The organism is Candidatus Vicinibacter affinis (assembly GCA_016714365.1).
GTDB classification, from domain to species: domain Bacteria; phylum Bacteroidota; class Bacteroidia; order Chitinophagales; family Saprospiraceae; genus Vicinibacter; species Vicinibacter affinis.
Window position 1 is genome coordinate 1468684 of record JADJNH010000005.1, and the last position, 13705, is coordinate 1482388.

General features: G+C 35.8%; 16 protein-coding genes. 6 read left to right on the forward strand and 10 right to left on the reverse strand.

What is annotated here, in order from left to right; genetic code table 11:
- The first annotated feature begins 67 nt into the window (after positions 1-67).
- The 3 genes from IPJ53_05825 (at position 68) to IPJ53_05835 (ending at position 3498) form a co-directional block, all read left to right on the forward strand.
- A complete protein-coding gene (locus IPJ53_05825) occupies positions 68-1384 on the forward strand; it encodes a hypothetical protein (GenBank protein ID MBK7798606.1) in 1317 nt (438 codons plus the stop codon).
- 132 nt (positions 1385-1516) lie between these two features.
- Complete coding sequence (locus IPJ53_05830; protein ID MBK7798607.1) at positions 1517-2185, forward strand: hypothetical protein; 669 nt, start codon at positions 1517-1519, stop codon at positions 2183-2185.
- Between the two features lie 23 nt (positions 2186-2208).
- Positions 2209-3498, forward strand: a complete 1290-nt coding sequence (locus tag IPJ53_05835) for a hypothetical protein (GenBank protein ID MBK7798608.1) — start codon at positions 2209-2211, stop codon at positions 3496-3498.
- Positions 3499-3689: 191 nt separating this feature from the next.
- Here IPJ53_05835 and IPJ53_05840 read toward each other — a convergent pair whose 3' ends face one another.
- From IPJ53_05840 to IPJ53_05875, 8 genes are all read right to left on the reverse strand, one after another.
- Positions 3690-4094: a DUF1761 domain-containing protein gene (locus IPJ53_05840; protein MBK7798609.1), complete on the reverse strand. Its 405-nt coding sequence runs from the start codon at positions 4092-4094 to the stop codon at positions 3690-3692.
- Between the two features lie 50 nt (positions 4095-4144).
- Positions 4145-4849, reverse strand: coding sequence for a UMP kinase (locus IPJ53_05845; protein MBK7798610.1), 705 nt, complete (start codon positions 4847-4849; stop codon positions 4145-4147).
- Between the two features lie 84 nt (positions 4850-4933).
- Positions 4934-5770 (reverse strand): elongation factor Ts, encoded by an 837-nt coding sequence (locus tag IPJ53_05850; GenBank protein MBK7798611.1) that lies wholly within the window; start codon positions 5768-5770, stop codon positions 4934-4936.
- 46 nt (positions 5771-5816) lie between these two features.
- Positions 5817-6527 carry a 30S ribosomal protein S2 gene (gene rpsB, locus IPJ53_05855; protein MBK7798612.1) on the reverse strand — a complete coding sequence of 237 codons (711 nt, stop codon included), beginning with the start codon at positions 6525-6527 and terminating at the stop codon, positions 5817-5819.
- A gap of 27 nt (positions 6528-6554) precedes the next feature.
- Positions 6555-6950: a 30S ribosomal protein S9 gene (gene rpsI / locus IPJ53_05860; GenBank protein ID MBK7798613.1), complete on the reverse strand. Its 396-nt coding sequence runs from the start codon at positions 6948-6950 to the stop codon at positions 6555-6557.
- Between the two features lie 6 nt (positions 6951-6956).
- Complete coding sequence (rplM, locus tag IPJ53_05865) at positions 6957-7400, reverse strand: 50S ribosomal protein L13 (GenBank protein ID MBK7798614.1); 444 nt, start codon at positions 7398-7400, stop codon at positions 6957-6959.
- Between the two features lie 633 nt (positions 7401-8033).
- Positions 8034-9080, reverse strand: a complete 1047-nt coding sequence (locus tag IPJ53_05870; protein MBK7798615.1) for a response regulator — start codon at positions 9078-9080, stop codon at positions 8034-8036.
- Entirely contained in the window at positions 9064-10353 is a 1290-nt protein-coding gene (locus IPJ53_05875; GenBank protein ID MBK7798616.1) for a PAS domain-containing sensor histidine kinase, read from the reverse strand. Before IPJ53_05875 ends, IPJ53_05870 begins: the two co-directional genes overlap by 17 nt.
- 84 nt (positions 10354-10437) lie before the next feature.
- On the opposite strand from IPJ53_05875, the gene IPJ53_05880 reads away from it, so the two are divergent.
- Both IPJ53_05880 and IPJ53_05885 read left to right on the forward strand, forming a co-directional pair.
- Positions 10438-10866, forward strand: a complete 429-nt coding sequence (locus IPJ53_05880) for a CBS domain-containing protein (GenBank protein MBK7798617.1) — start codon at positions 10438-10440, stop codon at positions 10864-10866.
- An 80-nt stretch (positions 10867-10946) separates the two neighbouring features.
- Positions 10947-11396, forward strand: coding sequence for a universal stress protein (locus IPJ53_05885; protein MBK7798618.1), 450 nt, complete (start codon positions 10947-10949; stop codon positions 11394-11396).
- A gap of 182 nt (positions 11397-11578) precedes the next feature.
- On the opposite strand, the gene IPJ53_05890 is transcribed toward IPJ53_05885, so the two are convergent.
- Positions 11579-11974, reverse strand: coding sequence for a hypothetical protein (locus tag IPJ53_05890; protein MBK7798619.1), 396 nt, complete (start codon positions 11972-11974; stop codon positions 11579-11581).
- An 11-nt stretch (positions 11975-11985) separates the two neighbouring features.
- On the reverse strand, positions 11986-12831 hold the full coding sequence (locus IPJ53_05895) for a universal stress protein (GenBank protein ID MBK7798620.1): 846 nt from the start codon (positions 12829-12831) through the stop codon (positions 11986-11988).
- Between the two features lie 252 nt (positions 12832-13083).
- Here IPJ53_05895 and IPJ53_05900 point away from each other — a divergent pair, with 252 nt between their 5' ends.
- On the forward strand, positions 13084-13701 hold the full coding sequence (locus IPJ53_05900) for a hypothetical protein (protein MBK7798621.1): 618 nt from the start codon (positions 13084-13086) through the stop codon (positions 13699-13701).
- The last annotated feature ends 4 nt before the right edge of the window (positions 13702-13705 follow it).

Here is a 13705-nt window from a genome sequence, read left to right on the forward strand (position 1 = left end):
AACAGTTAGTGGATTTTAATTGAGGACAATTTAAGGTCAACGTTTATCTAATTAAATCATCACATAAATGAATTTTATCATTAAGAAGTTTTTGAGAGTTTATACTGGCTATTTGCTTTTAATTCCAGGCTTTTTTATTGCATGTCAGACGGATCATGCATCTTTCCAGCTATCTTCTGAAAGACTCAGTTTACCCATCGTATTTGTCCATGGCACCTTAGCTTCCGGAGACACATACGCTACCCAGTTTCAAAGATTTTCAAGCAACAATTATGAAGAAGGTCTCATGTTCACGTATGATTGGAATACCTTAAATATGGCAAATTCAGTTGGATTGCTCGATAATTTTGTTAATTCGGTCCTGCTTAAAACCGGGAAATCAAAAGTAATTCTGGTGGGTCATTCTGCGGGAGGAACCCTGATTTACAATTATTGTAATGATGCCTTAAGAGCAGATAAAGTTGATAAATATATTCAACTTGGTAGTAACAAGCAATCTAAACCGGCGGGGAATAATGGACAGATTCCGACGCTTAACATTTGGTCTACGGATGACCAGGTCGTGTCAGGAGATTCAATTTTAGGAGCAGTAAATGTGAAATTGAATGCCTTGGATCACTATCAGATAGCAACACATTCCTTGGTTTTTATTGAAATGTATAAATTTATTACAGGTGACCTACCCCAATCAAACGAAATTATTCCTCTGAATAATTGCACCTTGGGAGGTAGGGTAGTAAGCCTTGGTGAAAATTCGCTGGTTTCTGGTGCAACGGTTCAAATTTATGAAGTAGATCCAACAACGGGATATAGAATAAATAGTGTTCCGGATACAACTTTAGTCCCTGATGCAAATGGATGGTGGGGACCTGTGGATGCAAAAAAATCTGCTTATTATGAGTTTGAGCTAAGAAAAAGTGGAGACCCAAACTTTAGAGTAGTTCATTATTATCGGGAACCAGTATTGAGAAATAATCCCTGGATTTATTTAAGAGCATTTCCACCGGCCGGATCAACCATAGGGTTCTTATTAAACAATTTACCAAAAGATGATATGCAATCAGTGGTTGCGGTATTTTCTTCTAACCAGGCAATAATTAATGGCAGGGATCTACTCAAGATTGATGGTTATACCCTCTCCATTCCATCCTTAACAGCAGCCAACCAAACCACCATAGCACTTTTTTTATACGATGAAGGGGATTGTAAAACTTCACTTGACAGCAAACTGATTTTTTCCTTTCTACCTTTTTTGAAAGGAGCGGATGTGTTCTTTCAAACCAACACCAAGGCCACTATTTCGCTTGAATTTAATGGTCGAAACTTGAATGTTCCCAATTGGAAGTCGGGCAGTGAGGGGGTGATCATTCCGGTATTTGATTAAATTCATTCAATTGTATTTTGAATATATGGATTTATTCATTGATTGATTTTTCTAATTTTATGGCATCATAAATTTTATACTCTGGAAACTTGTAATCAAATAAATTTAATCTGCCTTAGAAAAATATTTTTTTTGGCTTTGCTATTTATTTATTTATTTTTTGGTTGTACTAAAAGTGAGAATATTATTTTGTCTCCTTGCGAGGAAGTAATAAAATTGGAAGATATCAAACCCTATGGCCAATCATTTTCATGGCTACCCAGTGAAAAAGATTCTCAAGTTATATTCAAAAATGAGTCCGGCAAAGAATTAGTTTTTTCATACAATGGGCCCGGCCAGCAAACTTTGAAGTCTAATCATGAATCAAAGGTAGTTTGCAAGGAAGACTCCTCCTTGAATCAAATAGTAACTTATCAAATTCTGAGAAATTCTCTTCGTTTGTCAAATTTTTCAAATGCCGAGTTTCCGGTTTTAGCATTTATTTATGAACTTACAGTCTTGTATGATGAATTTCATCCATTGAAAAATAACAGATTGGATGTCTTTAGAATTTATTCAGTTTTAAAAGATCAAGTTGGAGTTGAACAAAGAGATTTGTTGTTGGAAATTCCTCTCTACAACAGGAATTATGATTATTATCAAGACCAATCTAAACAATTGCCAATTGTTAATTTTGGATTAAGAAGTTACTCCGATGTTTATACCAAATCCGGGGTTCAAGACCCTGGAGTTTTTTTCAACAAACAATTAGGGGTGGTTGCATTCAAAACATCTGATGGAGATTTATGGGTACGCTGGTAAGTTTTTTTATCTGAATTTTTAGGATGAAAGACACTTCCCTAATCAAATCTAGGCCTGATATAGCCAGCTTATTGGCTATTGCCTATATTTTTTCATTGTCCTTGATAAACGAGCCTGTTTATGGAAAAGTGAGTTTGAGTGAAGTGATTTTTCCTTTCCTTATGGTGACAATATTTTACCATCATAAAGTAAGGATTAGTCTAAAATCTTTCCTTAATCCATCCGATTTTTTTATTTTTTTATTAGTTGTGATTTTGGTTATTTATACAACCATATATACTAATAGCCATACTGTTTTTAATTTAGTCACGATAGGGTATTTGCTTTTGGTGGGATTGATATTTCGCATGTTCTCCATTGCAGATTCGAAAGGTTTTGTAAAAGTATTGATTTTAGGATTTTCTCTTTGTGGAATGTCGTTGGTTTTAACCGGATCTGTCGGATGGATTTGGGCTTTAATTTGTAAGCAACACAATATATGGGCCTGGTATTACTTGGATTTTCCTTATTTGGGTGACATTCCTAGAGCAAGAGGGTGGGCAGGCACTCCTGAAATGATGGCCTCATTGTTAAGTGTTAGTTTGTTGCTTAAATATCTTCTTCCAAAAACCATGGAGTTAAAATCTCAATTATTAAAGGGGGTGATGTGCATTGAGTTTGTTGGTTTATTCCTGTGTTTTTCAAAAACGCTGATATTGTTGGTAGGGATTTTTATTTTTATGAGTGCCTTTCAATTTTACGGTACAAGAAAAGTGCTTGTTTTTATTTTCGGTCTACTTTTTTGTCTACTTTATCTTGTTGGCACAAATTTTATTTGGATCAATTCACACAATTCATCCATTCCGAATTCATCAAAAATTGCTATTACCAAAATAAGAACTATAGGCAAGGATAATTATATTTTTTCTACACCCTATTATGAACTGAAGCGTGCGGCAATTTTGGCAGGAAAAGAAAAGGGATTTTTTTTTATCAAAGGAGCCACTTTTAATTCCTGGTTGGATCACCTTAAAATTGAGAAAAAATTTCCTGAACACCTGGAGTCATATGACCCTCATTGCACTTATTTGGGTGCATTTGCTGAGCTTGGTTGGCTTGGTTTATTAATTGTATTTGGTTTGTTGGCAAGCCCAATACTTACTTGCATTTTTCAACAAAAGGGAATTTCTTTGGCAGAACACCGCCTGATACTTGGTTTTAGTTTGTTTTTTTTCTTATTGGCAATTAACACTGATCTCCTGCATTTTAGACATTGGTGGATTATCTCAATAGGTTCTATTCGATTTTTAACCACAAAACCTTTACGAGTATAATTTATTGACATCTTTTCGGAATTTTCAAACCAAGCATGATTTTAAAAAGTAGAGTGGAGTAGAGGTAAGTACTCGCTTCTCAAAACAAATTCAATTTATCAAATGCAATTTATATAAGTAAAAATTCATTTCGACAGGAGAATCTGTTTGATTGGTATTCTTATTTTTTAATAAAAATTGGGGATATTTTATTAACTCCAGGATGCAAGAATAGCACCCATAACAACAGAAATGCAAACGAAATAGCCGGCATCAATTAGAAATAATTGAATTGATCTTCTTGAAAACAAATAGCTTACACCTAATGAGGTGCATATAAATCCCACAGAGATTAAAAACCCATGTTTGATCCCATCAGCCATCCCATTTTTATCTGTCGTGATCAGATTCAAATTCAATATAATGCAGAAGAATAAAATCAGAAATAATGCAGTGCCATAAAGTTGAGCCATATTTCCATTTCTCAACTGGTCATCTGTTAATTTATTTTCCCTTTGCCATTTTGGGCCAAACAAGAATGGACCATACCAAAAATAGCCAATCACGAATGCAAGCAAACTCGAAATGATTACCGCTAGCCAATTTATGTGAGACATAATTTTGTATATTAGTAATTTTAAATAAAATTTTTAAAGTTGAAAAGGTTTTAAAATACGGTAGTTCCAATTTTTTCACCTCTCACGATTCTAATAAGATGGTCATTTTGATTGATGTCAAAAACCACAATGGGGATTTTGTTTTCCTTGCAAATTGTAAATGCTGTCATATCCATGACTTTAAGATTTAAACGAATTACATCATCAAAACTAAGGTGTTCAAACTTTTTAGCATCCGAATTTTTTTCCGGGTCTTTGTCATAAATCCCATCTACACGAGTCCCCTTAAGAATTACGTCCGCATTTATTTCACTTGCCCTGAGAGCGGCTGCAGAATCAGTGGTAAAATATGGATTGCCGGTGCCTGCAGAAAAAATAAGCGTTCTTCCTTTTTCCAGATGCCTGGTTGCCCTCCTTCTGATGTAAGGTTCTGCAATTTGTCTCATTTCAATAGCTGAGATCATTCGGGTAAAAACTCCCAACGTTTCGAGGGCACTTTGAAGAGCCATGCCATTGATACAAGTTGCCAACATTCCCATATAATCACCTTGAACCCGCTCGATTCCTGAATCTGATCCTAGCCCTCTGAAAATATTCCCTCCACCTATAACCACCGCAACCTCGACCCCTTCTGTTACAAGACTCTTAATCTGTTCAGCATAATAGCGAAGCATTGCAGGGTCAATCCCAAACTGCTGTTCACCCATTAGAGATTCTCCACTGAGCTTAAGAAGAATTCGTTTGAATTTTATCATGATTACAGACCTTAAAATTATTATTTATCTCGATATTTAGTGACAAAAAAAAAGCGAATGATTTTTCATTCGCTTTTTTTTTTGTTACCCGAGCATTACATGTTTGAAACCTATAATACTAAGATCTTTATCTATTGATTTGAGATAACTTGCAATTGTATGACTACCGTCTTTTACAAATTGTTGATTCAATAAGGTGTTTTCTTTGTAGAATTTTTCCAACTTCCCCATTGCAATTTTTTCCAGCATAGCTTCAGGTTTTCCTTCTGCTCTGGCTTGTTCCTTTCCAATTTCTATTTCCTTTGCGATAATAGAAGAATCTACATCCCCTTTATCTAAAGCTACCGGCTTCATGGCAGCAACTTGCATAGCGGCATCTTTGCCGGCATCACTAAATTGACTCCCAGCCTTGTTAAGACCTATTAATACTCCTGCCTTATTACCCATGTGAATGTAAAACTCCACCTGAGGAGCTTCCAATTTCTCAAAATGGGTGACTTCTATTTTTTCACCAATTGCGGCTACCAGATCAGTGGTCTTTTCCCCAATTGTAGTGGATCCTTCAAATGGAAGGTTTAGGAGCTCTTCTAAGGTGTTTGGGTAGTTCTTTAAAGCGATTTCAGCAATCTTTTTAGTATTGTTGATGAAATCCTCATTTTTAGAAACGAAATCTGTTTCAGAACTTAACTTAACTATAATTCCTCTAGTCTTTTCAGGGTTGACTGCTGCAATCACCACTCCTTCTTTAGCATCTCGGTCTGCTCTTTTAACAGAAAGTTTCTGCCCTTTTTTGCGCAGCACCTCAATTGCTTTTTCAAAATCTCCTTCTGCTTCCGTTAATGCTGCCTTGCAATCCATCATTCCGGCTCCTGTTGCATCCCGGAGATTCTTCACATCTGTTGCTGATAATGTAAAACTCATCTTTATTAGTATCTTTAATTCAATTATTTATTAAATCGGAAAGCTGTTAATTCTCAGCATTGCCTTCATTTCCGCGTTCAGCTAAACCTTCTTTAATGGCTTCAGCAAGATAGCTGGTAATAAGAGCAATTGATTTTGAACTGTCATCATTAGAAGGAATCGGAAAATCAACTTGATTCGGATCCGAATTGGTGTCCACCATCGCAAACGTTCTTACACCCAGTTTTTCAGCTTCTTGGATAGCCAAATGTTCATGATGGATGTCTACAACTAAAATGGCTGAAGGCAATCTGTTCAAATTTGAAATACCACCAAGAACCCTGTCCATTTTATTTCTCTCTCGGCTGAGTGTCAATCTTTCTTTTTTGGTAATATTGGTGACAGTAGAATCTGTTAACATTCGCTCAATGTTGTTCATCTTTTTTACAGAACGACGAATGGTAGTGAAGTTTGTCATCATGCCCCCCAACCACCTATCGGTTACGTAAGGCATATTTACACTCTTTGCTGCATTGGTAACAATTTCTCTTGCTTGCTTTTTTGTGGCCACAAACATGATTTTCTTACCCGACTTGGCAATTTGTTTCAAAGCTTGTGCAGCTTTTTCCATGCAATCAGAGGTGCGGTTAAGGTCAATTAAATGAACCCCTTTATGTTCCTTAAAGATATAAGGCCTCATTTTCGGGTTCCATTTTTTCTTTAGATGTCCGAAGTGAACACCGGCATCTAACATTTGTTGATATGTAGGTTTTTCCATGATTCCAGCTTGAATAAATTGAATAAATTAACGCTTGCTAAACTGTGAAGAACGTCTTGCCTTTCTTTTTCCAAATTTCTTACGTTCGACTTCTCTTGAGTCTCTTGTAAGAAATCTTTTCTCCTTGAGTGGTTGCCTGAAATCAGCATCCACTTTACAAAGAGCTCTGGAGATAGCCATCCTGATTGCTTCGGCCTGACCTTTTAGTCCACCACCGTCTACGGTAATTTTAACGGTATACCCGGCGCCACCTTCAACACTTTGCATCGGATCCAATACTTTTTGAGCTATGTCTTTAATGGGGAAGTATTGATCAAGACTTCGTCCGTTAATAGTGACAGAAGGGTCAGTACCCTCGTTTTTAGAAAGGTAAGCCCTGGCAACAGCTGCCTTACGTCTTCCTACTGCGTTGATAATTTCCATATTTGATTAAAATGTAATGACTTCAGGCTTCTGAGCTTGATGATAATGCTCCGGACCTGCGTAAACAAATAATTTTTTGTACATGGCATCACCTAATTTGTTTTTAGGTAACATTTTTCGCACCGCTGTCTCCACCACTCTTGTGGGGATCCTGTTCAGCAATTCCCTTGGGGTAGCAGACTTCTGACCTCCCGGATAACCACTATAGGTTAGGTAATTCTTGTCATCCATTTTCTTTCCGGTAAATCTTACTTTCTCCGCATTGATCACAATCACGTAATCTCCACAATCTATATGTGGTGTATAATCCACACGGTGTTTGCCTTTTAATATATGGGCTATTCGAGACGACATACGTCCGACAACCAGGTTCTCGGCATCAACCACAAACCATCGGTGTTTTACATCCTCTGGTCTGGCGTGACTTGTCCTGTAACTTAAAGTATTCACTTTTATATTTTTTAATGATTCAAATGCTTATTCTAAAAGCGGGGCAAAGGTAAGCTTAATCATCCTCAATTTTCAAATGTTTTTGAAAATATTTTTTCTAAAGCCTTGAGATAGAGTCCTTTTTTGGATCATTTTATTAATTAATCTCCCCAAAATCAAGTTTTTAGGTGAAATGCCTGATCGGTTTTAAAACAATAGAATTATCGGGTCATTTTTACTCATCAAGACTCCCCATATGTTTGATGTTAAATGAATATAAATATATTTAATGTATAAAAATATACAAAACAGATGCTTATATTATTTTTCGGAATTTCCAAGGTGTAGAATCACTTTTTATTAATCCTACTACTGGTGACTTAATGGAACTTCACAATTGTTTGTAATAAAATGAAGTCCCTGGGAGCGGATGGGTGTGGGTTGTGCTAAACCACTGAATCAAACCTAGAAAAGCTTAGAATTTTTTAAAAGTATGATTCAGAATAGGTTCCGCGGTATCACAAATGGAAAATGATTAAAACTGTCTTAATAACCGGAGGAGTAATTTCGGATCCAAGTTTCAGCTTATAAAGATTTCTGGTAGAATTGTTCAATTAAGATTAATAACAATACAAAGTTTAATAATGTGGCATTCTATTCAAAAATACACTCCAGCTTCTTATAGTTTTTTATAGAAATCCCTTTGGCATCGATTTCAATTAGTTTCTCTTCTTTAAATTCACTCAAAGTTCTGATCAGCGTCTCTTTAGCCATACCACAAAAGGCGGCAAGATCCTCACGACTCAATTGAATCATTTGATGATTAAATGATTTTTCCAAAATGATGAGGTGATAGGCAATTTTTTCCCGCACATTTCCAAAAGAATTCACAGAAAGTCTTTTAGCCATCTCATAATATTGACGAGAAGTAAACGAAAGCAAACTTGGTAAAAGATTTTCTTTAATGATAATTTCCTCTAATTTTTGTTTTGGTAACATCTTGACTAAGGATGGTTCAATCGTTTCACATTGAGAATGATACTTCGGTTGAAAAAGATAGTGGGCATCAACAAAATTATGGTTGTTTAAAAAGTTTAAAATGATGGTTTTAAAACCAACAGTATCCATACTTTCCTTGATCATTCCGTCCTCTAACCAATGAATAGAATGAACGCTCTCTTCATAGGTCCAAAGTTTGCTTTTCTTTCCATATTCCTTGGATGGAACGGATTGAATGAGCTCCTGCACAATTTCTAACTTCTTAAATTCGTCAAAACGAATTAAGGAAGAGAGTCTTTTGTTTTGTATCGTAGCTCCCAGCCTTGAATATTTCAATAACTTGCTTTCAATAACCTGAAGAAGGTCCGAATCTTCAAATGGTTTCATCAAATAATCCTCGGCTCCAAGATTCATACCCTTTCTGAAATCTTCTTTCTCCGCTTTTGCTGTCAGAAAAATCAAGGGAATGTTCCTGAGCACTTCATCCTGGCTTTTAATCTTAAGCACCCCAAATCCGTCTAAATTTGGCATCATGATGTCACACAGTATAAGATCTGGGTTAAACTGCCTTGCCTTTTGGATGCCATCCAGTCCATCTACTGCAAGCACGGTATCATACCCGGCAAGGTTAAGTATTTCACCTATATTCTCACGCATTTCTGCGTTGTCTTCAATAATGAGTATATTATATTTCTTTAACATATCGGGGAATTAAAATTGAAACTTTTGTTCCTTTTGGTTGGACGCTCGAAAAACTAATGCTTCCATTAATTGAATCAAGATACTTCTTAACAATATTAAGCCCTAATCCGGTTCCTTGTATATTTAACACATTGGTTCCCCTAAAGAAAATATCAAAGATAAATTTTTTCTCTTCATCAGGAATTCCAATACCTTCATCATTTACCGTAATGGCTACTGAATCTAAATGTGACTGCAGTGATATTTCTACAAGGCTTCCCTCTCCGGAATACTTTATTGCATTTGATATAACATTGTTGAGAATATGTTTAAGGCATGATTTGTCCGAATATACAAGATCATCAAATCCTGGTTTATACACCAAAGTCAACCGTTGATCCTTTTTCTTAATTGCTGAAAAATCTTCAATTAACTCTGTTATGAGTTCAATCAAATTGATGTCCTGAGGTTTTAATTCAAATTTTCCTTCCTCAATTCGGGTAAGCGTAAGAAATTCATTTAAGATTCCACTTAAATAATGGATATTCTTTTTTATTTTTTCAATATGTGAATTTCTTTTTTCAAGTAATTCATTTGTATCGTATTTGCTAATCAGCGAAATCGAACTCAGAATATTAGCAAGGGGTGTTCTAAATTCATGGGAAGCAATTGAAACAAACCTGGATTTCAAAATTCCGAGATCCCTTTCTTTTTCAAGGGAATCCAATAATTCTTGTTCCCTTAACTTAAGTCTGCGCTCAACACTTTTTCTGAATTCAATTTCCTCTTCTAGATTTCTATTTGTCGCACTCAGTTGATTTATGGTCTCTTGTAACTGACCGGTTCTGGATTGGACCTGATCTTCCAGTGAACGGGTGAGGTTTTGGAGTTTTTTTTCACTCTCCTTTTGTGCACTCAGGTCATGAACTATTCCGGTGAAAAAAATGATTCCATCTACTTCAATTTGGCTTATGGCAAGCCGCATAGGAAAAAGTGTCCCATCTTTTTTCAACCCTGTGACTTCTCTTCCAATTCCAATTATTTTTTTTATACCTGTTTGTAAATAGTTTTGAATATATCCATCATGCTTTGAATGATCAGGTTCGGGAATCAACTTATTTACATTATTGCCTATAAGTTCTTCCTGAGCGTAACCGAATAGGTTAGATGCGCTTTCATTTAATTTAAGCATCCGCCCCCTGTGATCAATAACAATGATACCATCAATAGCTGTATTGAAGACTGAAACGAGGAAGTTGCTGTCATTAAAATATTGATGTATGTCAGGATTCATGGGGTAGATTGAGTAGAATCATCCAATTAATTGACAAATATCAAGATATATCGGAAAAAACCCATTTACTTTGCACAAAAAAATATGATAAACTTAAAAGAACCGGTAAGTAAAATAATGACCAAAGACGTAATCATTGTCACCCCGGAAGACAATTTGTTGAAAGTTAAGAAGATTTTTGACGAACACTCATTTCACCACATTCCGGTGGTTAACTTCAGGGACATCGTTGGTTTGGTCAGTAAGTCAGATTTTCTGCTTTATGTAAACTCCGAGGGATTTTCAAGGGATCTTGAGGTGTCTGAAGATCAGAAACTACAATTTACCAAGGTTAAACAAATTATGGTAACAAAATTGGGAAAATTGGAAAGTGATGACAGGATTGAAGTGGCAATAGATGTTTTTTTGACCAATTTTTTGCATTGTTTACCAGTAGTGGAGGGATCTGAATTAAAGGGTCTCATTACTCCATTCGATATTCTTAGATATGTAGTTGCTGAGAACAGCAAATAGTGTTAAAATATTAGAGTTTTTTATAAAACTAATCTTGTATATTCGCAAGGCTACTTTTTGTGGTCTATTAATATTAATTTATGTATAAAGTAATACTTTGCCCTTATGACCAGTCTGAGAATGCAGGGCGGGCTTTAGAGCATGCCGCCGCACTAGCTGATTACCACAAGGCAAAACTGATTGTCTTGAGTGTTTTTGATGATCCGTTCAAGTTTGAAGGGGGGTCATATCTGCTGAATAATAATGTCCTGGCCATTGACCTAATGTCTAAAATGAAGATTGAATTGGAGACTGAAATGGTTAAGATAGTTTCAGATTTGAAAAGGCTCCACACACAATTGGACGCTGAACTTTTAAACCTTGATGCCAATGATATAGGGGAGAGTATTTTGGATACTGCTAAAACAAGAAATGTAGATCTAATTGTGATGGGTTCTCATGGTCGCAAGGGTATAAAAAGATTAGTTATGGGCAGTGTGGCAGAATATGTATTTAGGAACTCCTCCTGTCCTGTGACCATCGTGAAATAAATCTCCTTGTATTGGAATCGTTGAAAGTTTGAGTGTTCTTATTCCTCACTTGATTCTTATTCCTTACTTGAAGAGCAGATGTCCCAAGCAATATACTCCTGCCAACAATAGTTTAATTTTTTTTTCAAGTAATTCTAATCTATAAGCCTGATGTCTATATTTAATGTTTCATCAGGTTGTAGTTAAATGGAATAGGACTCTTCGTGCCCTTGGATGTCCTTAATGAAAGACTCAGCTTCATGGTTTTGTTTTTCAAGAGTCCAGTCATCGGTAACAGTAGTTTCAATCCATACATTTCCGGATTTTCTAAACACCTGAACGTGAAGTCCAAAAATCTCTCTAAATTTATTCTCAACAGTGGATACCTTAGTGCTGGGAAATATTTCAATTTCACCCTCTCCATGAACAGATCTGCAATTTTTAATAAGGGTATTAGAGTCAACCATATTTTCCCTGCTTGAACCTCTGAATTTCTCATGAGGCTTTGTGAAAAATTCAATTTTCAAGTAAGGATATCGTTCAGAGAAATTCGTTTGAATTTCTTTTATAGTTTGGTTGTCACCTACATTTATTTTCATGATTAAATCAATTAACATTCAAGATTTGAAAGAATTGGTATATCTCCGTGAAATGCCATCTCCTTGGCATGTTTTTCTTTAAATAATGAGGTCCAGAAATTATGCTTACGGCTAATAAGATAAATTATATCGCATGGGTGTTCCTTCAAAAACAATTTGACACCTTCGACAAAGTCTCGATTTTGCACTACATGGTAGGAGGTTTTTTCATAGGATTCCAAAGCGGGCTGGAGACTTTCTTTATGCAGCGAACTTGCCATTTCAGGAAATTGCTCAATCTCTTCAAAAACGGTTACAACCGAAATATTGGAATCAAAGACTTTCGCCATCCAAAGTAAAGGCTTCAACACGGCCTTATTGGTAAATCCTTTGTTATCATAAGCAAACAATATACTTTTTGGTACTTTAAATTGAGCACTTGCCGGCACCACCAATGTTGGAATGGTACTTTCAGACAGGACTCTGGTGGCCGTGCTGCCAATCAGTTTCTCCGTCAAAAACCCCTTTCCCTGAATACCCATAATGATCAACTCAATTTTTAGACTCTCCGCAATATCCAGAATCTCAGATTCCACATCACCATACCTCACCTCAAAACTGGTTTTAACTTCATTTGAAGGATACTGTGACAATGCCTCCATGATAAATTCCTCAAGTTTTTTTTCGTAGGAATTCTTCATGGATTCCAACTCCTCATTACTTGGAACAAACACAAATGCATCCGATGATGCTACAGGTACTTGAAAGACATAAAGTACATGGACCGAATAACCCAACACTTGCGCAGTTGCAATTCCATAATTCAGTGAATTTTTGGAACTTTCAGAAAAATCAACCGGACAAAGAAGCATACCCATGAGATATATAGATTTAAGCTGCAAGTTAGCAGTATGGAACCTATCATGCTTTGATATCAGTCAGTCATTGACATGATATTCATCATAAAGTTAGTGGATGGTGCTTATTTATTACGCTCTTTAATCAGGCACTGGAAATGTTTGCATTACAATTAAATATTAATTATTTATATAATATTTTATTTTAAATAAATTTAACCATGAAGGATGAAATAAAAATTTGATTCAAATGTTTCATCTTTGTAGTCACAGATGTATCAGATCATAACAGGAACAATAATTGTTAGCATCCTTCATGCTTTGATCCCAAGTCATTGGATTCCTTTACTTTCAGTTTCGAAAACCTCCAATTGGACCAAATATGAAACTTTAAAAGTTACATTCCTTGTTGGTCTTTGTCATGTGTTGAGTTCAATTTTACTGGGGATATTAATTGGCTTTATCGGGTTTAAACTGAATTTGGAATTTCAGGCAATATTTAAACTGGCTGGCCCAATACTACTAATTATTATGGGCGTTTATTTTGTTTATCGACATCACACTCATCATCATTTTCAGTTGGATAATGAGTTGATGGAACCACCGATCCGCAAAAAACAACTGATATTGTCCCTTATGATGTTCATGTTGTTGTCGCCTTGCATAGAGATAGAAGCATTCTTTTTTGCAGCAGGATCTTATGGCTTGTATCCTTTGTTGATGGTGGCAATTATTTACGCTTTATTTACCCTTGCAGGGATGTTATTGTGGGTGGATATTTCCTGGAGAGGAATGCAAAAATTAAATTTTCATAAAGTGGAGCACAGTGCAGGACTTATCACAGGAATTGTAATAATTTTTACAGGAATAGTAAGTTTATTTCTTAACTGATGGG